The 22004-nt window shown below is 60.1% G+C and carries 19 protein-coding genes; 14 read left to right on the top strand and 5 right to left on the bottom strand.

Annotated features, from left to right (window positions below; all coding sequences use genetic code 11):
• Positions 1-72 precede the first annotated feature (72 nt).
• Positions 73-1503, bottom strand: coding sequence for a methyl-accepting chemotaxis protein (locus tag PG900_RS02850; RefSeq protein WP_270830883.1), 1431 nt, complete (start codon positions 1501-1503; stop codon positions 73-75).
• Positions 1504-1588: 85 nt separating this feature from the next.
• Between PG900_RS02850 and PG900_RS02855 the strand changes: the two genes are divergently transcribed.
• Positions 1589-1861: an acylphosphatase gene (locus PG900_RS02855; protein ID WP_005300975.1), complete on the top strand. Its 273-nt coding sequence runs from the start codon at positions 1589-1591 to the stop codon at positions 1859-1861.
• Between the two features lie 83 nt (positions 1862-1944).
• Here PG900_RS02855 and PG900_RS02860 read toward each other — a convergent pair whose 3' ends face one another.
• Both PG900_RS02860 and metG read right to left on the bottom strand, forming a co-directional pair.
• Complete coding sequence (locus PG900_RS02860) at positions 1945-2580, bottom strand: glutathione S-transferase family protein (RefSeq protein WP_270830884.1); 636 nt, start codon at positions 2578-2580, stop codon at positions 1945-1947.
• Between the two features lie 205 nt (positions 2581-2785).
• A complete protein-coding gene (gene metG / locus PG900_RS02865) occupies positions 2786-4819 on the bottom strand; it encodes a methionine--tRNA ligase (protein WP_043162738.1) in 2034 nt (677 codons plus the stop codon).
• Between the two features lie 186 nt (positions 4820-5005).
• On the opposite strand from metG, the gene apbC reads away from it, so the two are divergent.
• The 4 genes from apbC (at position 5006) to PG900_RS02885 (ending at position 9364) form a co-directional block, all read left to right on the top strand.
• Positions 5006-6088: an iron-sulfur cluster carrier protein ApbC gene (apbC, locus tag PG900_RS02870; RefSeq protein WP_270799901.1), complete on the top strand. Its 1083-nt coding sequence runs from the start codon at positions 5006-5008 to the stop codon at positions 6086-6088.
• A gap of 109 nt (positions 6089-6197) precedes the next feature.
• The gene (udk, locus tag PG900_RS02875) at positions 6198-6842 is read left to right on the top strand and encodes a uridine kinase (protein ID WP_011706091.1); all 645 of its coding nucleotides are present in this window, start codon (positions 6198-6200) and stop codon (positions 6840-6842) included.
• A gap of 63 nt (positions 6843-6905) precedes the next feature.
• Positions 6906-7487, top strand: a complete 582-nt coding sequence (gene dcd, locus PG900_RS02880) for a dCTP deaminase (protein WP_011706092.1) — start codon at positions 6906-6908, stop codon at positions 7485-7487.
• Between the two features lie 407 nt (positions 7488-7894).
• The gene (locus PG900_RS02885) at positions 7895-9364 is read left to right on the top strand and encodes an inorganic phosphate transporter (protein WP_270799899.1); all 1470 of its coding nucleotides are present in this window, start codon (positions 7895-7897) and stop codon (positions 9362-9364) included.
• Positions 9365-10195: 831 nt separating this feature from the next.
• On the opposite strand, the gene rne is transcribed toward PG900_RS02885, so the two are convergent.
• The gene (rne, locus tag PG900_RS02890; protein ID WP_270830886.1) at positions 10196-13255 is read right to left on the bottom strand and encodes a ribonuclease E; all 3060 of its coding nucleotides are present in this window, start codon (positions 13253-13255) and stop codon (positions 10196-10198) included.
• Positions 13256-13666: 411 nt separating this feature from the next.
• Here rne and rluC point away from each other — a divergent pair, with 411 nt between their 5' ends.
• A complete protein-coding gene (gene rluC / locus PG900_RS02895; RefSeq protein ID WP_201886112.1) occupies positions 13667-14611 on the top strand; it encodes a 23S rRNA pseudouridine(955/2504/2580) synthase RluC in 945 nt (314 codons plus the stop codon).
• Positions 14611-15258, top strand: a complete 648-nt coding sequence (locus PG900_RS02900) for an HAD family hydrolase (RefSeq protein WP_270799891.1) — start codon at positions 14611-14613, stop codon at positions 15256-15258. Before rluC ends, PG900_RS02900 begins: the two co-directional genes overlap by 1 nt.
• 77 nt (positions 15259-15335) lie before the next feature.
• Here the strand turns inward: PG900_RS02900 and PG900_RS02905 are convergent, their stop codons facing one another.
• Positions 15336-15917, bottom strand: a complete 582-nt coding sequence (locus PG900_RS02905) for a Maf family protein (RefSeq protein WP_270830887.1) — start codon at positions 15915-15917, stop codon at positions 15336-15338.
• A 188-nt stretch (positions 15918-16105) separates the two neighbouring features.
• Between PG900_RS02905 and PG900_RS02910 the strand changes: the two genes are divergently transcribed.
• From PG900_RS02910 to PG900_RS02940, 7 genes are all read left to right on the top strand, one after another.
• On the top strand, positions 16106-17299 hold the full coding sequence (locus PG900_RS02910; protein ID WP_270799887.1) for an MdtL family multidrug efflux MFS transporter: 1194 nt from the start codon (positions 16106-16108) through the stop codon (positions 17297-17299).
• Between the two features lie 2 nt (positions 17300-17301).
• Positions 17302-18276: an HTH-type transcriptional regulator YidZ gene (yidZ, locus tag PG900_RS02915; RefSeq protein WP_270799885.1), complete on the top strand. Its 975-nt coding sequence runs from the start codon at positions 17302-17304 to the stop codon at positions 18274-18276.
• A 69-nt stretch (positions 18277-18345) separates the two neighbouring features.
• On the top strand, positions 18346-19011 hold the full coding sequence (locus PG900_RS02920) for an START domain-containing protein (RefSeq protein WP_270830888.1): 666 nt from the start codon (positions 18346-18348) through the stop codon (positions 19009-19011).
• Positions 19012-19259: 248 nt separating this feature from the next.
• Positions 19260-19781: a 23S rRNA accumulation protein YceD gene (yceD, locus tag PG900_RS02925; RefSeq protein ID WP_011706102.1), complete on the top strand. Its 522-nt coding sequence runs from the start codon at positions 19260-19262 to the stop codon at positions 19779-19781.
• A 19-nt stretch (positions 19782-19800) separates the two neighbouring features.
• Positions 19801-19968 (top strand): 50S ribosomal protein L32, encoded by a 168-nt coding sequence (gene rpmF / locus PG900_RS02930; protein WP_005300935.1) that lies wholly within the window; start codon positions 19801-19803, stop codon positions 19966-19968.
• A 9-nt stretch (positions 19969-19977) separates the two neighbouring features.
• Positions 19978-20997 (top strand): phosphate acyltransferase PlsX, encoded by a 1020-nt coding sequence (gene plsX / locus PG900_RS02935; protein ID WP_029303012.1) that lies wholly within the window; start codon positions 19978-19980, stop codon positions 20995-20997.
• A 7-nt stretch (positions 20998-21004) separates the two neighbouring features.
• Positions 21005-21964, top strand: a complete 960-nt coding sequence (locus PG900_RS02940) for a beta-ketoacyl-ACP synthase III (protein ID WP_016350719.1) — start codon at positions 21005-21007, stop codon at positions 21962-21964.
• The last annotated feature ends 40 nt before the right edge of the window (positions 21965-22004 follow it).

Raw genomic sequence — 22004 nt, forward strand, 5'->3', positions numbered from 1 at the left:
ACATTCTATGTGGCCCGCTGGCAAAACTCAAACAACCTTGGCAGATAGCGTCAGGCTCTGGGAGCTTGTTAATCAGATTTTTAGCCCTTTCAATGCCTGCGCCAACTCGGTGGCGGTGGCCTTGAGGCCGGCGGTGCCGGCCACCGAGGCGCTGGCGGACTCTTCCACCTGGCCCGCTTCGTGGCGCACCTGATCCAGATTGCGGGTGATCTCCTCGGCCACCGAGCTCTGTTGTTCGCTGGAGGTGGCGATCTGGGTGCTCATCTCCAGCACCGCATCGCTGTGGTTGCTGAGTTTGTCGATGTCGAGCCCCACTTCGCTGATCAAGGCCTGGCTGCTGGCGGCGCGACCTACGGTTTTCTCCATGATGTCGTTCAGCGCGCCGGTGCCGGCCTGCAGCTCTTCGATCATCTGCTGGATCTCCACCGTGGCCTGCTGGGTGCGGCTGGCGAGGGTGCGTACCTCGTCGGCCACTACCGCGAAGCCGCGGCCCTGCTCGCCGGCGCGGGCCGCCTCGATGGCGGCATTGAGGGCCAGCAGGTTGGTCTGCTGGGAGATGGCGTTGATGACGTTGACCACTTCGTTGATGCGATTGGCGTTGTGGGTCAGCCGTTCCACTGCGCCGGAGGCGTTGCCGATCTCGTCGGCCAGGGTACGGATGGCGGCGATGGTGCGCGATACCCGGGCGGCGCCGTTGGCCGCCTCTTCGCTCGACTGGCGGGTCTGCTGCAGGGTGTCGTTGGCGTTGCGGGCCACTTCGCGAATGGCGGCGGACATCTGCTCCATGGCGGCGGCCAGGGAGTCCATGTGCTGGCGCTGGGAGCGGGCCATGGTTTCACCCTCGCTGGCATGATCGCGAAACTCGTCAGCAGCCAGGGTGAGCGCCTCGGCGGACTCTTCCACCAGTTGCACTATCTTGTGCTGGCGGTCGGTGAATCTGTCGATGCTGCCCGCCAGAATGGAGAACTCGTCGCGCACCGGGAAGAAGTTGAGGCGGAAGGTGAGATCGCCATCCGCCACGGTCTGCAACGCCTTGTTGGTGGAGTAGAGCGCACCGGAGACAAAGGTCATCAGGTAGTGGGTCACCAGCGCCAGCAGGGCAGCCAGCACGGCGATGATGGTGAGCGTGGTGCCCTGACCATCCCACATGGAGTAGCGGGAGGCATCCAGGGTGCCGGTGACGACCCCGGCTTGACCGGCGCTGGCGCCGTATCGATAGATGTCGCCCTGCCGGGTTAACCCTGTGCTGCCGGTCGGGCTCAGGGTGAGCTCGGCCGGCAGGGTGAGAGCGGCGTGCTGGCTTGAGAGCTGGGCACTGAGTTCGACCCGCTGCTTGAGCTGATCCAGGCGCAGCTGCATCTGTTGCTGGTGGCCGTCGGCCAGCAGATACCAGCTGAGAAAAGCGATGAACAGCAGCGGGCACCAGAAGGTGATGAGAAATTTTTCGCTGATCGTGAGGTGAATGAGATAACGGTCAACCCACCGAAACTTTACTTCTTTCATAATGGTATTGCGTCCTGCAAGGGGATGAGAGTGTCGCGCTCATTATCGCCTTGGGGGGAAATTTCTTAAGGGGAAGGTGTGAGAAATGGGAGAGCAATCGTTTGTCGTGCGAGTGTGGGGTCTGGTTCAGGGGGTGGGGTTTCGTTACTTCACCCGGGAGCGGGCGCTGCAACTGGGGCTGCGGGGCCACGCCTACAACCTGGAAGATGGCTCGGTGGAGATCCTCATCTGCGGGCCGGAGCAGAGCGTGCAAATGATGCTGGGCTGGCTGGAGCGCGGGCCGCGTACCGCCGAGGTGACCCGGATGGAGTATGAAGTGGCGCCACCGCCCAAGGGGAGCGGCTTTCATACCAATTGAGCGCCTTGCCACGCCAATGACGCCGAACAGCCATGAAAAACGGGAGCCACACAGGCTCCCGTTTGCATCGATGGCACTCTGAGTCAGCCAGCCTGGGCGGCATCGGCGATGGCCTGGGTCTTGGCCAGCACCGCCTGCAGGGCGGGGCGTTTGGCCAGACGATCCCGATAGGCTGACAGCTTGGGGGGAATTGTCTGCTCGAAGCGGGTGGCCCACATCAGGGTATGGGCCAGCAGCAGATCGGCGATGGTTACCTGCTCACCCAGCAGGTAACCCTGCTCGGGCACCCAGGATTCGGCGATGGCCGCCGCCTTGTCGAACTCCCACTTGGCGGTGGGGAAGATGGCCGGCAGACGCTGGGCCTCGGGCAGGGCGAAGCGGTGCTTGCCGATGGTCCACAGCGGCTGCTCCAGCTCGCAGGTGATGAAACTGACCCACTGAGCGTGCAGCGCCGAGGCCTGGGTCCCTCTGGCCGGCAGCCAGTGCGGGCCATATACCTCTGCCAGGTACTGCATGATGGCGGCAGATTCGGTCAGCACGAACTCCCCGTCCTTGAGCACCGGCATCTTGCCGCTCGGGTTGAGGGTCAGAAACCAGTCGCTGCGGTTCTCGCCCTTGGCGAAGTCGAGAAACTGGAACTGCCACGCCACGTCCAGCTCTTCCAGTAACCAGGATACGCGCAGGGCCCGGCTGACGGGGGTGCCATATAAGGTGATCATGCTTGCTCCTTGCCTGATGAAGGGGGCCATGGGCCCGTAGTGAATCGCCAGTCTAGGCAAATTACCCAGGTGCAACAAGCACCGAAAGGGTGAAGCGCTCACCACCCAGGGCGTTCAGTGGGGAGAGGAAAGAGGGAAGGGGGCGAAGAGGGCAAATAAAAGGGAGGCCGCAGGCCTCCCTCGTTGCTTGATGACCGGGCAGTGCTTACTTGACGCGCATGCCGGGCTGGGCACCTTCCTGCGGCTCCAGGATCCAGAGATCCTTGCCGCCCGGGCCTGCCGCCAGCACCATGCCTTCGGACATGCCAAAGCGCATCTTGCGCGGGGCCAGGTTGGCCACCATCACGGTCAGCTTGCCTTCCAGATCTTCCGGGTTGTAGGCGGACTTGATGCCGGCAAACACCTGACGGGTCTCGCCGCCGATATCCAGCTGCAGCTTGAGCAGTTTGTCCGCTTCCGGTACGGCTTCGGCCTTCTTGATCAGGGCTACGCGCAGGTCAATCTTGGCGAAGTCGTCGTAGCTGATGGTCTCGCTGATGGGATCGTCTACCAGTGGGCCGCTCGCTTTCGGTGCCTGTTCTTTGGCCAGATCTTCCTTGGACGCGTCGATCATGGCTTCGATTTTGGCCGGTTCGATGCGGGAGAACAGCGCCTTGAACGGGGCCAGTTGATGGTTGGTTAGCGGCTGGGCGACACCGTCCCAGCTGAGGGTTTCCCCCAGGAAGGCTTCGGCACGCTCGGCCAGCAGCGGCATCACCGGCTTGAGGTAGGCCATCAGCACCCGGAACAGGTTGATGCCGACGGAGCAGACCGCCTGCAGCTCGGCGTCAGCGCCTTCCTGCTTGGCGATGACCCAGGGAGCCTTGTCATCCACGTAGCGGTTGGCCTTGTCGGCCAGCGCCATGATCTCGCGGATGGCGCGGCTGAACTCGCGGCTCTCGTAGGCTTCGGCAATGGCAGTGCGGGCGTTGGCGAACTCGGCGTAGAGCTCAGGCTCGGCGCAGGTGGCGGCCAGCTTGCCGTCGAAACGCTTGGCGATGAAACCGGCGTTGCGGGAAGCGAGGTTGACCAGCTTGTTGACCACGTCGGCGTTGACGCGGGCGACGAAGTCATCGAGGTTCAAGTCCAGATCGTCGATGCGGCTGTTGAGCTTGGCGGCGTAGTAGTAACGCAGGCACTCCGGATCCAGGTGATTGAGATAGGTGGATGCCTTGATGAAGGTGCCCTTGGACTTGGACATCTTGGCGCCGTTGACGGTCACGTAGCCGTGCACGTTGACCTTGGTCGGCTTGCGGAAACCCGCGCCTTCCAGCATGGACGGCCAGAACAGGCAGTGGAAGTAGGCGATGTCCTTGCCGATGAAGTGATAGAGCTCGGCTTCGGAGTCCGCTTTCCAGTAGCTGTCGAAATCGATGTCGCCGCGCTTGTTGCACAGGTTCTTGAACGACGCCATGTAACCGATGGGGGCATCCAGCCAGACGTAGAAGTACTTGCCCGGGGCGCCGGGAATTTCGAACCCGAAGTAGGGGGCGTCACGGGTGATGTCCCACTGCTGCAGGCCGCTCTCGAACCACTCCTGCATCTTGTTGGCCATCTCTTCCTGAATGGCACCGGAGCCGCGCACCCACTCTGCCAGCCATTTTTCAAACTGCGGCAGGTCGAAGAAGAAGTGCTCGGAGTCCTTCATCACCGGGGTGGCGCCGGAGACGGCGGATTTCGGATCAATCAGCTCGGTCGGGCTGTAGGTCGCGCCGCAGCTGTCACAGTTGTCGCCATACTGCTCCGGGGACTTGCACTTGGGGCAGGTGCCTTTGACGAAGCGGTCCGGCAGGAACATGGACTTTTCCGGATCGAACAGCTGGGAGATGGTGCGGCTCTTGATCTTGCCGCCGGCTTGCAGACGGCCGTAGATCAGCTCCGCCAGCTCGCGGTTCTCGTCGCTGTGGGTGGAGTGATAGTTGTCAAAACTGATGTTGAACCCGGCGAAGTCGGCCTGGTGCTCCTTGGAGACGGCCGCGATCATCTCTTCCGGGGTGATCCCCAGCTGTTGGGCCTTGAGCATGATCGGGGTGCCGTGGGCATCGTCGGCACAGACAAAGTGCACCTGGTGACCGCGCATTCGCTGATAACGAACCCAGATATCGGCCTGGATGTGTTCCAGCATGTGGCCAAGATGGATGGAGCCATTGGCATAGGGAAGGGCGCAGGTTACCAGCATTGTACGAGGATCAGTTGCCATATAGTCGTTCTTGATGTGCTTGTTGGGATGATAGAGTGCCGTGCATGTTACCCGAATTGGGGGTAGCCTGCCTAGGGTTGTGGCTCGTCCGCCCTGCCGGCACACGCTGGTCGACCAGCAGGCAAGCCACTGATTTGTGTGCGGTAACCGTTCACCTCAAGATAAAGACAAGATAATGAGGAGTTAATGGTGATTGATTCAGTAAAACAGATCCTCGCCGAATTTAAGCCAACTGGCTGGGGCAAGGATCTGGTGGCTGCCGGCTTCGTGCGCAGCATCGACAAACAGGGCTCGACGCTGACCATCAAGCTGGTGCTGCCCTTTGCAGGCCACTCCCTGTTTGAGCAGATCAAGCAGGAGTTCGATGCTCGTCTGCGCAGCGCCAGCGGGGCCACCCGTATCGACTGGGTGGGCGAAATCGAGGTCGCCAGCCTGCCGCGAGCGCAAGGGCTGGCGGCGGTGCAGGGCATTCGCAACATCATCGTGGTCGCCTCCGGCAAGGGCGGGGTGGGCAAGTCCACCACCGCGGTCAACCTGGCGCTGGCGCTGCAAAAAGAGGGAGCGCGGGTCGCCATTCTGGATGCCGACATCTATGGCCCCTCCATTCCGACCATGACCGGGACCTTGAAGGAGCGCCCCGTCAGCCTTGACGGTAAGCTGATGGAGCCGGTGATGGCCTGCGGCCTCAAGAGCAACAGCATCGGCTATCTGGTGGCCGAGCAGGATGCCACCATCTGGCGTGGCCCTATGGCGAGCAAGGCGCTGGCCCAGATCCTCCACGAGACCCGCTGGGGTGAAGTGGACTATCTGGTGGTGGACATGCCACCGGGTACCGGCGACATCCAGCTGACCCTGGCCCAGCAGGTGCCGACCACGGCGGCGGTGATCGTCACCACGCCGCAGGACGTGGCGTTGGCGGATGCCCGCAAGGGACTGGCCATGTTCAACAAGGTCAGCGTACCGGTGCTCGGCATCATCGAAAACATGAGTTACCACGTCTGCAGCGCCTGTGGTCATCATGAGCCGCTGTTCGGTACCGGTGGTGGCCAGAAGATGGCGGAACAGTATCAGGTAGCGCTGCTTGGCCAGCTGCCGCTGCATATCGACATCCGCCAGCACATGGACGATGGCTGTCCGACCGTGTTTGGCGCCCCGACCGGGGAGCTGGCAGAGGCCTATCTGAAACTGGCCCGTCGGGTGGGGGCTGAACTCTATTTCAGCGGTAAACCGATTGCGACCCCCCTCTATGCCATGGCGCTGGATGAATAATCGGCGGTCGACCGCCTGGGGTGGATTTGAGGGTGGGCATGGCTCACCCTTTTTTATATAATGGATCGGTTTAAACCATCCCCACTGCTCTTCTCTTTAGGTATTTTCAATGTCTGATACTCAACATTCGTGTGTGATCATCGGTATTGCTGGTGCATCCGCTTCCGGCAAGAGTCTTATAGCCCAAACCATCTATGAAGAGCTGGTGGCCGAGCTGGGAGCCGGTCAGATTGGCGTGATCACCGAAGATTGCTACTACCGCGATCAGACCCACCTGACCATGGAAGAGCGGGTCAAAACCAACTATGACCACCCCAACGCGCTGGATCACGACCTGCTGGTCCAGCACCTGAGCCAGCTGGTGCAAGGTGATGCGGTCAATATTCCCCAATACTCCTATACCGAACATACCCGCATGAGTGAAGTGACCCCGTTCGCACCGCGCCGGGTGATCATTCTGGAAGGGATCCTGCTGCTTACCGACAGCCGCTTGCGGGATCTGATGGATGCCTCCATCTTCATGGATACGCCGCTCGACATCTGCCTGCTGCGCCGTCTGGTGCGTGACGTGCAGGAACGTGGCCGGACCATGGATTCGGTGCTCAAGCAGTACCAGAAGACGGTACGCCCCATGTTCCTGCAGTTTATCGAGCCTTCCAAGCAGTACGCGGACGTGATCGTCCCCCGTGGCGGCAAGAACCGCATCGCCATCGACATGCTCAAGGCGCGTATCCGCCACATGTTGATTGGTTGAGAGATATCAAGCCGGGTGATGCCCGGCTTTTTTAAATGAACAATTTGTCAGGAGAGTCGCCCAATGCGTCTTTGTGATACCGATATCGAACGTCATCTAGATGAAGGCAAGATCGTCATTGAGCCCAGACCCGGTATTGAACGGATCAGCGGCGTCAGCGTCGACGTGCTGCTGGGCAACGAGTTTCGGGTGTTTCGCGATCACACCGCCCCCTATATCGATCTGAGCGGCCCCAGCAGCGAAATGGCCGACGCCATCGATCGGGTGATGAGCGATGAAATCCATGTGCCGGATGGCGAAGCCTTCTATCTGCACCCGGGTCAGCTGGCCCTGGCGGTGACCTACGAATCGGTCACCCTGCCGGCCGACATCGTGGGCTGGCTGGATGGCCGCTCGTCCTTGGCCCGCCTCGGGTTGATGGTGCACGTGACCGCGCACCGCATCGATCCGGGCTGGTCCGGTCGCATCGTGCTGGAGTTCTACAACGGCGGCAAGCTGCCGCTGGCGTTGCGCCCCAAGATGAAGATCGGTGCGCTGAACTTCGAGATGCTCTCAGGTGTGGCGGCGCGTCCCTATAACAAACGGGAAAACGCCAAGTACAAGAGCCAGCAGGGTGCGGTTGCCAGTCGCATCAATCAGGACTGAGATCGGATCGACAGTCGAGCCGTCGGCAATGTGTTAAAAGAGGGCGCCGCTGGCGCCCTTCTCCATTCGCTTGGGCAGGTGGATGTGGCAAAGAGGGCAGGGCGAGGGAGTGATCTTGCCTGCCATTTGTACAAACAGGGCGATACGGTCGGTCGAAAATTGACGGAGCCGAGGTCGGTGAGAGTGATCTCTGCGGCATACTGATGATGAATTGTTCCCGTTTGGGGACTGTTTTTGTCAGGCAAGGTCTGTTTAATTAATCTGTGATAAGCCGCATGCTGACTGGCTTTAAGCTATTTACTGGCGGAATGCTCTTTTTTTTTCTTACTGAAATATTTCAACAACGGGTATGGCGTTACCAGCCTTCTGGCATAATCCGCCGCAACTCATAAACAGGTTCGTTTTTTATGTTTGAAATGTTTAGTGGTTTGGGTTTGTGGTGGTCAATCGGTTTGGTATTGGCCGTTTTTTTTGTGTTGGCCTATGAATTCATCAACGGCTTTCACGATACCGCCAACGCGGTAGCAACGGTTATCTATACCAAGGCGATGCCGGCACACATGGCAGTAGTGGCCTCCGGTCTGTTCAACTTTGCCGGGGTCATGATGGGTGGTCTGGGCGTGGCTTATGCCATTGTCCACCTGCTGCCCATCGATCTGCTGCTGGGGATGGACTCCACTCAGGGTCTGATCATGGTGTTCTCCCTGCTGTTTTCCGCCATCGTGTGGAATCTGGGTACCTGGTTCTTCGGGATCCCGGCGTCCAGCTCACACACGCTGATCGGTTCCATTCTGGGGGTAGGCGGCGCCTATGCCTGGATCAGCCATCAACCGCTGCAGGAAGGCATCAACGTCGCGAAAGCCATCGACATCATGCTTTCCCTCATCATCTCTCCCACCGTCGGTTTCATCATCGCTGCGCTGCTGCTGTTTGCCATGAAACGTGTCTGGCAGGGCAGCAAGATCCACAAGACCCCGGAAGAGCGTCTGCTGGTGGATGGCAAGAAGCATCCGCCGTTCTGGGCGCGGGTGACCCTCATCTGCTCCGCCATGGGGGTGAGCTTTGTGCACGGTTCCAACGATGGCCAGAAGGGCATTGGTCTGGTGATGTTGGTGCTGATCTGCATGGCTCCTGCCTATTTCGCACTGGACATGAACAGCCGTTCCTATGACCTGGATCGCACCCAGGATGCCAATCAGCGCATCATGGAGATCTATCAGCGCAACCATGAGCAGGTTTCCAAGGTAGTGAACTTCAGTGTGCCTGCCCAGGCCCAGGAAGAGTTGATGACCCACTGTGCTGCCGATGGTGCCCTGCAGGCCATGGCCACGCTGGACAATCGTCTTGCCCAGGTGCGGACCTATGAAGAGATGGACCTGACCGATCGCCGTGAAGTGCGCCGTCTGCTGTTGTGCATCGACGATACCGCTCGCAAGGTGTCCAAGCTGCCGCTGCCGGCCAAAGAGCTGACGGACCTTGCCAAATGGCGCAAGGATCTGACGGCCACTGCCGAATATGCACCGACCTGGGTCATCGTCTCCATCGCGCTGGCGCTGGGCTGTGGCACCATGGTGGGCTGGCGTCGTATCGTCTACACCGTAGGCGAGAAGATTGGCTCCTCCGGCATGACCTACAGCCAGGGGATTGCCGCCCAGATCACCGCTGCCGCCTCCATCGGGGTGGCCAGCTTGACCGGGATGCCGGTATCGACCACCCACATCCTCTCCTCTGCGGTAGCGGGGACCATGGTGGCCAACAAGTCGGGCCTGCAGAGCCAGACCATCAAGACCATCCTGATGGCCTGGGTGCTGACCCTGCCGCTGACCATGCTGCTCTCTGGTGGTCTGTTCCTGATCAGCCATCATCTGTTCAGCTGATTGCAGATACCAAAAGCGTGTTGAGAAAGGGCCCTTGCGGCCCTTTTTTCATGGCCTCAAAAACGTGTGTGTGATGTCAGGTTCCTACCCGCCGGGTTTCCAGCCTGACCATCTTTTATATGCCATCAAACTAATTATTCCATTCAATCAATTAGTTCTCTCACCCACTAAGCTCATCCCCACCCATCAACAGGCATTCAAGATCGGAGGGTTGGCAGAGTGGACGTCTTTTGCGGTTCTGCCCCTGCTAGGGTGCAGCGAGAGCCATGGAGCTGCTCGGCGAAGGTCGGCGCCTGCTATCTCATGGCACATGACGGCCTAAATTAGCAGATGGGATTAGCTGTGTTGACGGCTGTGGAAGAGGGGTCTTTGCCTACGCCGCTTGGCGGTACGCCTAAATTGCCGAGAGGATGGAAGGTTGAATGGTCAACCGATGCCGGTTGACAGAGGCATGCGCACTTCAAACCGATTTCGAGATGGATGGCAGGCTTGGCCATGCAGTCCATGCGCATCAATGTCGTCAAGGATGTATACACACTACGCGATATTTGTATCTGTGCCGGCTCTTATCTTATCCAGCCAGCCTAAACCAGGAGCCATGCAGTCGCGGCAGCAGGAAGACAAAACAAGGAGTGTGGATTGAGCCGCAGCGAGCCAATGGCTGTGGTTATTCAATATGATGAGGAAGACTTGGGGTACTAAGTGCTAATAGGTAGGTAGAGGTCGTGGCGCAGTAAAGGGACGGGTAATCGAGACGAGCTGACGGTGCTATGCCGCACATAAAAAAAGAGCCACACAATGTGTGGCTCATTTTGTCAGACTAGCGAGTCATCAAGGACGACCGGCCGGGCTGGTTGCAACGTTGACGGCAGCGGTACTGCCGCCATGGCGACCTGAGCTTGCCACTTCGCTGCGAACCAGCGGAGCATGAGCAACCGGCTCACGTACTGGCAGGGCAGGGGCCGCAGCCGGTGTGGCCATCGGCGCAGAGGCCTTGCGGGCACCGGCCAGCAGGCCACCACCACGTTTGACTTGCTTGGCCACAGGGGCTGCTACGGCAGTGGCTACCGGAGCCTCGTCAGCGATGACAGGCTCAGCGACCGGAGCTGGCTGTTCAACTACCAGAGGGGCAACCTCGGCTACAACCACTACCGGAGCCGCTTCTTCAACTGCCGGTGCAGCAGGTGCAGCTTCAACCACGGCAGTCTCGATGGCCGGAGCCTCGACAGCAATGGCTTCCACTGCGACCGGGGCAGCAACTTCTGCAACCACTGGCTCGTTGACAACCGCTACCTGGGCTTCTTCAGCAACTACCGCTTCGGTTACCACTGGCTCTGCAGCCACGACTTCAGCCTGCTCGTGAGCCTCGGCCACAACGGCTTCAGGCACGACATGCTCGGTCAGCGCAGCAGAGGCCTGCAGGGCGGCGGCAACCGCTTCAGCACTGGGAATGGTGATGACAGGAACTGCCGGTTCTTCCACTTTCACTTGGGCGGCATCTGCCTGGGCAGCTGCAGTCAGGGTAGGGGTAGCGCCTTCGGCAGACTGCTCTTCATCTTCACGCTGGCTGCGGGCATCTTCATTGATGCGCTTGCGACGCTGGCCTTCGATACGCTGATTGCGCGGCGTACGGCGGGAACGACGCTGGCCTTCGGCCTGCTCATCGTGCTGCTCTACTGCATCGGAGGCCTCTTCGGCAACAACCGGAGCATCGGCGGGCAGGGCGGCAACGTCGCTGGCCGGGGCATCGACCCGGATCTGCTTGCGCAGTTGACGGCGTTCGCGGCGCTCAGCCACTTTCTGCTCTTTTTCCAGACGCGGCTCGTCGTTGACCATGGTGGTGGTATCGACGGTTTCTACCGCTTCAACGACCACTTCGGCACGAGGTTCACGCGGAGCACGGGGCTCACGAGCAGGGCGCGGTGCGCGGGGTTCGCGTTCCTGACGCGGCTCACGCTCTTTGCGGGGACGACGGTTGCGGCTTTCACCACCTTCACGGTTGGCACCCGCTTCCCGCTTCTCTGCGGTATCGGCAGGGCTGCGGTTACCACGGTTGTCATCACGACGACCACGCTGACCACGGCTGCGGGTTTCATCGCGTTGATGACGATGCCCCTCATCCTTGCGTGCTTCGCGCTGGGCTGCCGGTTTGTCGGCAGGGGCCTTCACGTCGGCAGGGGCGGTGTCGGAACCGAACAAGCCGGAGATGGCCTTGAACAGTTTGCCAAACAGACCGGCTTCGGGGGCGGCTGGTGCGGCGGGAGCCACGACCGGGGCCGGTGCGGCGGGAGCCGGCTGGGGCGCCTGGACAAAACCTTGCAGCAGCGGTTGTTCGCGCTCGATCACCTGAGCCTGTTTCGGCTGGTAGACCGGCTTGGCAATCTCGGTTTTCAGCTCGTAGCTGGCCGCTTCCGGGATTTCGTTCTGACGGATGCGGGTCACTTCGTAGTGCGGGGTTTCCAGATGCTGGTTTGGAATGATGTAGACACGCACATCATTGCGCTGTTCCAGGCTGGCGATGGAGGCACGCTTCTCGTTGAGCAGATAGGCGGCAACATCGACTGGCACCTGACCGTGAACCTGCTCGGTATTGTCCTTCATGGCCTCTTCTTCGATGAGACGCAGAATGGACAGCGCCAGTGATTCGTTGTCACGGATCACACCCTGACCCTGGCAACGAGGGCAGATATGGCTGCTGGACTCGTTGAGGGAGGGGCGCAGACGCTGGCGAGACATCTCCAGCAGACCGAAACGGGAGATCCGGCCCAGCTGGATGCGAGCACGATCCTGATGCACCGCTTCACGCAGACGGTTTTCCACTTCGCGCTGATGACGAACCGGGGTCATGTCGATGAAGTCGATGACGATCAGGCCACCCAGGTCGCGCAGACGCAATTGACGGGCAATTTCGTCGGCCGCTTCCAGGTTGGTTTGCAGTGCAGTCTCTTCGATATCGCCGCCCTTGGTGGCGCGGGAGGAGTTGATATCGATGGAGGTCAGTGCTTCGGTCGGATCGATGACGATGCTGCCGCCGGAGGGCAGACGCACTTCACGCTGGAAGGCCGACTCGATCTGGCTCTCGATCTGGAAGTGGTTGAACAGGGCAACTTCACCCTTGTACAGCTTCACGCGATTGAGGAAATCGGGACGAACCAGCTCGATATGCGCCTTGGCACGCTCGAAGATGACCGGGTTGTCGATCAGGATCTCGCCGACATCGCGACGCAGATAGTCACGGATGGCACGCACGATGACGTTGCTTTCCTGATGGATCAGCACCGGTGCAGAGCGGCTCTGTGACGCCTTGTGGATGGAATCCCAGTGGTTGAGCAGAACGTTCAGATCCCATTCCAGCTCTTCCGGGGATTTACCCACACCGGCGGTACGCACGATGAGGCCCATGCCGTCCGGCACGGTCAGGCCGCTCAGGGCTTCTTTCAGTTCAGTCCGTTCATCACCTTCGATACGGCGGGAGATGCCGCCGGCGCGAGGATTGTTCGGCATCAGTACCAGGTAGCTGCCGGCCAGACTGATAAAGGTGGTGAGGGCTGCACCCTTGGTGCCACGCTCTTCCTTGTCGATCTGGACGATCACTTCCTGGCCTTCGCGGACCACTTCTTTGATGTTGGGACGACCCTGATAGGAGTAACCGGAGGGGAAGTAATTGCGGGCGATTTCCTTTAACGGCAGGAAACCGTGGCGCTCGGCGCCATAGTCGACAAAAGCAGCTTCAAGACTGGGTTCTACGCGGGTGATTTTGCCCTTGTAAATGTTCGCTTTTTTCTGCTCGTGTCCCGGACTTTCAATATCCAGATCGTAGAGCTGTTGTCCGTCAACCAGCGCTACGCGCAACTCTTCTTCCTGAGTCGCGTTGATTAGCATTCTTTTCATTGAGTTCTCGTTATTTTGTCATTTTGATTTCCTCCACAGGATCCTGCCGGCGCCGGCCTCGGGTCTTCAGCATACTGGGGCAACCTCCCGGTTGGGGTATGCATGAGGCGCAAACTAAGGGCACTCTGGTCCAGCCTTCTCGAGAAGGCATGAAAAGGATACCGGTGTGGAGACAAATTAGCGGTTCTGTTTGCGTTCTCCATGCGCTGTACCTCGCACCCGGGAACCGTCATGTTCTTGTATACACGGTGTTTCGGGATTGGGTGGCATAAATTTTGGCCACTTAGTACAAGGCTTGAACACAATGACAAAACCTTGTTTATTATCCCATTTAAACCACTTTTATAGCAAGGCGCCATTTTTCAACAAAGCATGCAGCCAAGGGCCGCCGGCAGTGTTAAAATCCGCGCCATGACACAGATACATCAACAAGTGCAGCTGCTCACCATCGAAGCTGAGCATGAAGGGCAGCGCATCGACAATTTTCTCAAGACTCAGCTAAAGGGCGTCCCCAAGAGCCTGATCTATCGCATCCTTCGCAAAGGGGAAGTGCGCGTCAACAAAAAGCGCATCAAACCGGAATACAAACTCTGCACTGGCGACGAGGTACGGGTCCCCCCCGTGCGGGTTGCCGAAAAGAACGAACTGCCCTCGGCCAATCTTGGCAGCATCCAGCGTCTGGAGAGCCAGATCCTGTTTGAAGATGATGCCATGATCGTGCTGAACAAGCCGTCCGGCATGGCGGTACACGGCGGCAGCGGCCTGAGCTTTGGCGTGATTGAAGGGCTGCGCGCCCTGCGTCCGGAAGCCCGTTTCCTCGAACTGGTGCATCGGCTCGATCGCGACACCTCCGGCGTACTGCTGGTTGCCAAGAAGCGCAGCGCCCTGCGCAGCCTGCATGAGCAGCTGCGGGTCAAGACCATGCGCAAGCAGTACCTGGCGCTGGTGCGTGGCCAGTGGCAGCCTCACGTCAAAGTGGTCAATGCGCCGCTGCGCAAAAATGACCTGCAATCCGGCGAGCGGGTAGTGCGGGTCAGCAGCGATGGCAAGCCTTCCGAGACGCGTTTCCGGATTGCCCGTCAGTTTGCCGAGGCCACCCTGGTGGAGTGCAGCCCAATCACCGGTCGTACTCACCAGATCCGGGTGCATACCCAGCATGCGGGTCACCCCATCGCCTGTGATGACAAGTATGGAGAAGCCGTATTTGACGATAAAATGCGCAGCCAGGGGCTGAAACGACTGTTTTTGCATGCCTGGAAGCTGAGCTTCATTCATCCGGCCGATGGCCGCGAGATGCAGGTGGAAGCACCGCTGGCCCCCGAACTCGACGACTTTCTGAACAAGTTGGCCCGCTGATGCAGACCATCCGGCTCGCCATCTTCGACTGGGACGGTACCCTGATGGACTCGGTGGGCCGGATTGTTGCCTGTGTGGCGCACGCGGCGGGTGATTGTGGTGAGCCCGTGCCCACCGCCGTCGAGACGCACCAGATCATCGGTCTCAGTCTGGAGGTCGGTATCCCCCGGCTGTTTTCCCTGGAGCAGGGGGGTGAGCGAGCCAACGCCCTGATCGCCCGCTATCGCCACCATTACATCCATGACAGCACACCCAGTCCGTTGTTTGCCGGGGCGAGGGAGCTGTTGCAGCATTGGCATGCACAAGGGGTGGCCCTGGCGGTCGCCACTGGCAAGTCCCGGCGTGGATTGGACAGGGTACTGGATGAAACCGGGTTGCGGCCGCTCTTTGCCGCCACGCGCGGGGCGGACGAGGCCAACTCCAAGCCTGATCCCCTGATGCTGACGCAAATTCTGGATGAGCTGGGCATTGCCCCGCACCAGGCGGTGATGATCGGTGATTCCATCCACGACATGGCGATGGCCGAGGCGCTGGCCATGCCGCGGATCGGAGTGAGCTGGGGCGTGCACGACCGTACCCGCTTGCTGACCCACCATCCGCTGGCGGTGGTCGATACCATGGCGGAGCTCCAGCGGTTGTTGGATTAGCCTTGCAATATAACCGATGAATAAACGAAAAACGGGAGCCTTGGCTCCCGTTTTTCATGGCTGGCATACCGCTCCCATCAGGGCAGGGCGATACCGTGGCGGGCCAGCAGCTCGATCAGGCCGATCAGCGGCAGGCCGATCAGCGCATTGGGATCGCGCCCTTCCAAGGCCTTGAACAGCACGATCCCCATGCCTTCACACTTGAAGCTGCCGGCACAGTCGAGGGGCTGTTCAGCTTCTACATAGCGGCGGATGGCCGCCTCATCCAGCTGGCGAAAGTGAACGGTGAAGGGTTCTATCAGCTGTTCGGCGCGGCCAGACGCGGCGTCCAGCACGCACAGGCCGGTATAAAAGGTGACGCTGCGTCCCTGGGCCGCCATCAGCTGGGCCACCGCTCGCTCGACCGTTCCCGGCTTGCCCAGGATCCGGCCATCACAGACGCACATCTGATCCGAGCCGATGATCAGCCCCTGATCATGCTGGTCGGCAATGGCACGGGCCTTGGCATGGGCAAGGCGAGCCACCAGCGTCTGTGCATCCTCCCTGGGCAGCACGGATTCATTGACATTCGGCGCGGCGCACTCAAAGGGGAGGCCCAGCTTTTCCAGCAGGGCTTTGCGGTAACGGGAGGTGGAGGCGAGGATCAGGGGACGCGACATGGCAATCAGGTATCCAGGTTCAGAAACGGGCAGACGTGGATGGTATCGCCCCCGTGCGGCGAGGGCAAATGTCGCCGCTACTCTCTTTTTTCCAGCATGTCGAGATTGGAAAACACCGCTATCGGCTTATTCATCCGGCCTGACGTTATAGTACCCCGTCGATGCTACCCATTCGCTGAGGAGTCACCATGGGCCGTTACATGCTCTGCTGTTTTTTGATGATCACGCTCTACCCGGTGGGGATCGATCTCTATCTGGTGGCGTTGCCCAACATAGGCGCCAGCCTTCAGGCCAGCGAGGCTCAGCTGCACACCGCGTTTTCCCTCTATCTGCTTGGCATGGCCGCGACCGTCCCGCTGGCCGGCCTGCTGGCGGATCGCCACGGTCGCAGGCCGGTGATCCTGAGCGGGGCCGGCTTGTTTATGCTGGCGTCGCTGCTGGCCGGCAGCGCCGACGACACCGCGCAGTTTCTGCTGGCGCGGGTGGGGCAGGGGGCAGGGGCCGGCGCGCTCTACATCATGACCTTTACCGTGCTGCGAGACGTGTTGCCACCGGCCCGGCTGGCGGCCGTGCTGTCGGCCATCAATGGGATCATCTGCGTGATCCCCGTACTGGCGCCGCTGCTCGGCTATCTCATCCTGACCGGCTTCCCATGGCCTGCCATCTTTCAGGCCATGGCGCTGCTCGGCGGCGTGGTGCTGTTGATCAACCTGTTGGGGCTGAAAGAGAGCCTGCCGCTGCACCCTGAACCATCCTCGAGTGCGTCAGCAGCCCGCTTTGCCTTCTTGCGAGTGCCGCAGTTTCTCTGGATGTGTGGGTTGAGCAGTGCCGGCATGACCTGCATTCTGACCTATGTCAGCACTTCACCCATGATCCTGATGACCCAAAAGGGGCTGGCAAGCGCAGAGTATGCCCGCATCATGATGATCATGGCGATGATCAGCATGATCACCTCCTTCTTCGCCCCCTGGTTGCTGCGTCGGCTCCACAAGCACAGCCTGCTCGCGCTGGCCCACGGTGGGTTGGGGTTGGCGCTGCTGCTGATCCTGGCCTCTCATCTTGAGAGCTCCTGGGGTCTGCGGCTGCTGCTGGCGGGCTTTGCCTTCACCTGCATCGGTTTTTCCGCGAGCGTCGGCATCGCCATGGGCGAGGCGCTGGCCAGTTGCCGTCATCAGATAGCCCTTGCCAGCGCCACCCTCTGTCTTGCCCAGATAACCGTGAGCGCCGGCTATATCTGGTTGATGGGGTGGCTTGGCTTTGCACCCAGCACGCTGCTTGCCTGTGCCCTGCTCGGCGCCGTGTTACTCTATCTGCTCTTTCGCGCCCTGGGGCCGGCCTTCGACAGCGCCGCCCACGGTGCCCCGGTCATGGAGAATCCCTGAGCATGCGACCCTTGATCGACCTCGATCTCAATTTGTTGGTGGTATTTCGGCTGTTGCTGCAAGAGCGCAGTGTCACCAAGGCTGCCAAGAAACTCAATGTCACGGCGCCTACCGTCAGCAAGGCGCTGGCGCGGCTGCGCGACTGGTTCGACGACCCGCTGTTCCTTCGCACTCAGCGGGGGCTGGAGCCCACCAATCTGTCGCTCACCCTGGAGGAAGAGCTCAAGGAGTGGTTCCAGCTATCGGGCAACATTGCCTCCCTCTGCGGCAATGCCATTCCGGCGGGGGCCGCGTTCAGGCTGGTGCTGGAGTCACCCTTTTACATCAGCTTTCTCAATGACCTGCCCATGGTGATTTATGAAACCTATCGCAAATCGACCATCCGGATCATGAACTGGGACCATCACTCCCTCAACGACATCATCAATGGCGATGCCGATCTCGGCTTCTGTGCGAGGGAAACCCACCCCAGCTCGCTGGCCAGGATCAACCGGCTGCCCTATTACATCGATCACGAGGTGTTGTTCGAAGACAGGCCCATGGTGTTTTTGCGCAAGGATCATCCGCTGCTGGCCCGCACCTGGAATCTCGACAACTTTCTCGCCTATCCCCATGTCAGCGTGGTGTGGGAGGCGAGCGATGCCTGGGCGCTCGACAGCCTGCTGGATGATGAGGGGCTCAGCCGGCAGGTGCCGATCCGGGTCTCCAGCTTCGAGCAGGCGCTGCACATCGCAGCCCAGTCAGACCACGAACTGATCGCGGTGGTGCCCTCCTATTGCGCCAGCTATGCCCGCCAGCACCATGACAATCTGATCTCCTTGCCGCTGCCGCTGGATGAAGCCCTCTACCGGCAACTCGACATCGCCTTTATCCTGCTCTGGCACAAACGCAACAACCACAACACCAAGGTGCTGTGGCTGCGCGACGAGATCAAACGGCTTTACCACCAGCATATCGGGGCCGCTGGCGCGGGTTAACCCTGACCTGTACCTCGCAGGGCCAGAAAAACGGCTATAAGCATAGGAATGGGCAAGGCGGGGTCATGGATGATGAGAGTCGGGATATGGCTGTTATGGTTGCTCTGCGTGCCGGCTTGGGCACAGGGCTGGCACCTGCAGGCGGGGGAGGCGGGCATACTGCTGTGGAGCCGGGCTCATCCCCCTGGCGCCTTTCTGGCTTTGCACCTGGAGATGAACGTGGCCGCTCCGCCGTCGGCACTGCTGGCCGTGCTGCGTGATACCGCTCGCCATCAGGAGTGGCTGCCCCAGAGCCTGGAGGTAAGGGTGCTGGCCAAGCCGGCACCCGATGAAGATCTGGTCTATACCCGGCTCTCTGCGCCCTGGCCGGTGCAGGAGCGGGAGCTTATCACCCACTCCCGCCTGCAACGCCTGCCAAATTGCGGCCTGGTGCTGACGGTATGGGCCGCCCCTGATGCTTTGCCGCCTTACCCCGGTCGGGTGCGGATCCGGGCCAGTGAAGGACGCTGGGAGGCGGTGCCGCAACTCAACGGTACCACCCTGATACGCCTCGAAACCTATACCAACCCGGGTGACAACCTGCCTGGCTGGCTCATCAATCCCATCGCCGCCCAGGCGGCACTGGACAGTTTTCGGGCCATCCGCCGTCTGATGGAGGCCATCCCGCCCGAGCCTTGCCCTTGCGCCCATATGCGGCAGGGGCGCCCAGTCGGGTTGTGCGGCAGCCATCCATGAACCTTGTGGGGGCAGGGGAGTGGTTGAGCTACCTACGCTGTGAAATTCTGCTGTCAAGGAGTGAGCCGGATCCCCGCCGTCAACGCAAATGCGGCCAGGATCCGGTGTCGGATCCTTTGGTTTATGGCATAATCAGTCACCGGTGAGCGCAAGTTCCGCCATGTGCGGGGGTTGTGAGGTTAAAATCATCGGCGGTAAGGACTTTTTCCTTTGACTATCAGTTGTTGGACCTATAATATTCGCGCCCTATGCAAAAGGTGAAGTTGCCCGTAAAGGTTGATCCAGTCCGTAGTGCCTCGAAGCTGCTCGATTATGTCGGGATAGTGGAAAAGTCGCAGATGCCCAGGCTGGAGGAATCAACCGCAGGCTTGCAGAGTGATATCGATGTATCGCTGCACTTTGGCAAAGATGTCCAGAAGTTGACCGTTATGAAAGGCACTGCCCATGCCAAGGTTGACCTGGTTTGCCAGCGTTGTGGAGAAACATTCGAGCATCTCTGTGAAGCTGAATTTATCTACACTCCGCTGTTCGAGAGAACAAACGAGGAAGAACTGCCGGAAGCTTATGAGCCCATTGAGTTGGACGAAAACGGCGAGATGGATCTTCATCAAATCCTGGAGGATGAACTCATCCTCTCGTTGCCGCAGGTGGCCATGCATCCCATGGATGCTTGCCCGCGCGGTAACATGGAGATGACCTGGGGTGAAATCGAACCTGCTGATGAGCGGCCGAATCCCTTTGCAGTTCTTGAAGAGCTTAAACGTAAGTGAATTTAGGAGTTAGCCTACAATGGCCGTACAACAGAACCGTAAAACCCGTGCCAAGCGTGGCATGCGTCGTTCCCACGATGCGCTGACCACCGCTGCCCTGACTGTTGATCAGACCAGTGGCGAAATCCATCGTCGTCACCACGTGACTGCCGATGGTTTCTACCGCGGTAAAAAGGTAATCGCTTAAGGATTGCCTTTGTCTACGCAAACTGTCGCGCTAGACATCATGGGGGGAGATATTGGCCCCTCGGAAACAGTGCCTGCCGCCGTGCAGGCACTGTCTCTTTTACCCCAGTTAAAACTGATCCTGGTCGGTGACCAACACCAGACCACCCCTCTTTTGCAGCAACATGGCTTGCTGAATCATCCCCGCGTTCGTTTCGTGCATGCATCCCAGGTGGTTGGCATGGGCGACAAACCGATCGTGGCGCTGCGCACCCTGAAAGACTCCTCCATGCGGGTCGTCCTCAATCTGGTGAAAGCTGGCGAGGCCGATGCCTGCGTCAGCGCCGGCAATACCGGTGCGCTGATGGCCATGGCCAAGTGCGTGCTCAAATCCCTGCCCGGGGTCGACCGACCCGCCCTCATCAAGGCGCTGCCCACTCTTTCCGGCAAACGTACCGTGATGCTGGATCTTGGCGCCAACGTCAGCTGCGATGCCGATACCCTGCTGCAATTTGCGGTGATGGGGGCCGTGGTGGCTGAAAAGGTGGAGGGCATTGCCACTCCCAGGGTGGCCCTGCTCAACGTGGGGGAGGAGGAGATCAAGGGCAACGATCTGGTGCGCCACAGTGCCGAGTTGCTGCGTCAGTGCCAGGCGCTCAACTTCGTCGGTTTTGTCGAAGGGGACCGGATCTTCAGCGGCGAGTGCGACGTGATCGTCTGCGACGGTTTTGTCGGCAACGTGGCCCTCAAGACGGCGGAAGGGGTCGTGCGGATGATGGCCCAACTGGCCGGATATCCCCGCAAAAAACGCAGTTTTCTTGGTCGCATCGCCGGATTTATGTTCAAACGGCGTTTTTCTTACCTGAACCCCGACCAGTATAACGGTGCAAGTCTGTTAGGATTGCGCGGCATTGTGGTAAAAAGCCACGGGCGGGCCGAACGGCGCGCCCTGTGTAACGCGATCCTGCTGGCCGCGCAAGAGGCCAAGCATCAACTTCCATTGCAAATAGCAGATCGCCTTGAATCTGTCTTTTCCGACAGGGATCTATAAGAACTCTATGCATAGCAAAATTTTGGGTACTGGCAGTTATCTGCCGAACTCGGTACGTACCAATGCCGATCTCGAACAGATGGTGGAAACCAGCGACGAGTGGATTGTGGAGCGTACCGGGATCCGTGAACGTCGCATTGCCGGTGCCGATGAAACCGTCGCCACCCTGTCTCACCAGGCCGCTCTGCGCGCCCTGGACGCAGCGGGCTTGACCGCTGCCGATCTCGACATGATAGTGCTGGCCACCACCAGTGCCGAGAACGCCTTCCCGGCCGCCGCCTGTGAATTGCAGGGCCTGCTCGGGGTGCAAGGGATCCCGGCCTTTGACGTGGCCGCTGCCTGCGCCGGCTTTACCTACGCGCTCTCCATCGCCGATCAGTTCGTCAAATCCGGTGCTGCCCGCCACGTACTGGTGGTCGGGGCCGATGTGCTGTCGCGCATGTGCGATCCGGAAGACCGCGGCACCATCATCCTCTTTGGTGACGGGGCAGGGGCCGTGGTGATCGGCGCCAGCGACACGCCGGGCATTCTCTCCACCCATCTGCATGCCGATGGCCGTTACGGCGATCTGCTCAAGCTGCCGCAGCCGCGCCGCGGCATGCCGGGGGCCGAACTTGAAGCCTACATGTACATGAAGGGCAACGATGTGTTCAAGGTAGCGGTCACCCGTTTGAGCGAGATCGTCACCGAGACACTGGCCGCCGCCGGCATCGCGCCGAGCGAGCTGGACTGGCTGGTGCCTCATCAGGCCAACTTCCGCATCATCAGTGCCACCGCCAAGAAGCTTGGCATGGGGCTGGACAAGGTGGTGCTGACCCTCGACAAGCACGGCAACACCTCTGCCGCCTCCGTGCCCATCGCCTTCGATGAAGGGGTGCGTGACGGCCGGATCAAACCGGGCCAGCTGGTATTGCTGGAGGCCTTCGGCGGTGGTTTTGCCTGGGGCTCGGCGCTGGTTCGCCTCTGATCGTCGTCGGGATGAGCAATCTGGCTCATCCTGCCGCTCT

This window comes from Aeromonas sp. QDB03, assembly GCF_027707985.1.
GTDB classification, from domain to species: Bacteria; Pseudomonadota; Gammaproteobacteria; order Enterobacterales; family Aeromonadaceae; genus Aeromonas; species Aeromonas hydrophila.

What these genes read in the sequence shown, in the direction of transcription:
- PG900_RS02850 (WP_270830883.1), bottom strand. Translation starts at nt 1,503, where the DNA reads ATGAAAGAAGTAAAGTTTCGGTGGGTTGACCGTTATCTCATTCACCTC.
- PG900_RS02855 (WP_005300975.1), top strand. Translation starts at nt 1,589, where the DNA reads ATGGGAGAGCAATCGTTTGTCGTGCGAGTGTGGGGTCTGGTTCAGGGG.
- PG900_RS02860 (WP_270830884.1), bottom strand. Translation starts at nt 2,580, where the DNA reads ATGATCACCTTATATGGCACCCCCGTCAGCCGGGCCCTGCGCGTATCC.
- metG (WP_043162738.1), bottom strand. Translation starts at nt 4,819, where the DNA reads ATGGCAACTGATCCTCGTACAATGCTGGTAACCTGCGCCCTTCCCTAT.
- apbC (WP_270799901.1), top strand. Translation starts at nt 5,006, where the DNA reads ATGGTGATTGATTCAGTAAAACAGATCCTCGCCGAATTTAAGCCAACT.
- udk (WP_011706091.1), top strand. Translation starts at nt 6,198, where the DNA reads ATGTCTGATACTCAACATTCGTGTGTGATCATCGGTATTGCTGGTGCA.
- dcd (WP_011706092.1), top strand. Translation starts at nt 6,906, where the DNA reads ATGCGTCTTTGTGATACCGATATCGAACGTCATCTAGATGAAGGCAAG.
- PG900_RS02885 (WP_270799899.1), top strand. Translation starts at nt 7,895, where the DNA reads ATGTTTGAAATGTTTAGTGGTTTGGGTTTGTGGTGGTCAATCGGTTTG.
- rne (WP_270830886.1), bottom strand. Translation starts at nt 13,255, where the DNA reads ATGAAAAGAATGCTAATCAACGCGACTCAGGAAGAAGAGTTGCGCGTA.
- rluC (WP_201886112.1), top strand. Translation starts at nt 13,667, where the DNA reads ATGACACAGATACATCAACAAGTGCAGCTGCTCACCATCGAAGCTGAG.
- PG900_RS02900 (WP_270799891.1), top strand. Translation starts at nt 14,611, where the DNA reads ATGCAGACCATCCGGCTCGCCATCTTCGACTGGGACGGTACCCTGATG.
- PG900_RS02905 (WP_270830887.1), bottom strand. Translation starts at nt 15,917, where the DNA reads ATGTCGCGTCCCCTGATCCTCGCCTCCACCTCCCGTTACCGCAAAGCC.
- PG900_RS02910 (WP_270799887.1), top strand. Translation starts at nt 16,106, where the DNA reads ATGGGCCGTTACATGCTCTGCTGTTTTTTGATGATCACGCTCTACCCG.
- yidZ (WP_270799885.1), top strand. Translation starts at nt 17,302, where the DNA reads ATGCGACCCTTGATCGACCTCGATCTCAATTTGTTGGTGGTATTTCGG.
- PG900_RS02920 (WP_270830888.1), top strand. Translation starts at nt 18,346, where the DNA reads ATGATGAGAGTCGGGATATGGCTGTTATGGTTGCTCTGCGTGCCGGCT.
- yceD (WP_011706102.1), top strand. Translation starts at nt 19,260, where the DNA reads ATGCAAAAGGTGAAGTTGCCCGTAAAGGTTGATCCAGTCCGTAGTGCC.
- rpmF (WP_005300935.1), top strand. Translation starts at nt 19,801, where the DNA reads ATGGCCGTACAACAGAACCGTAAAACCCGTGCCAAGCGTGGCATGCGT.
- PG900_RS02940 (WP_016350719.1), top strand. Translation starts at nt 21,005, where the DNA reads ATGCATAGCAAAATTTTGGGTACTGGCAGTTATCTGCCGAACTCGGTA.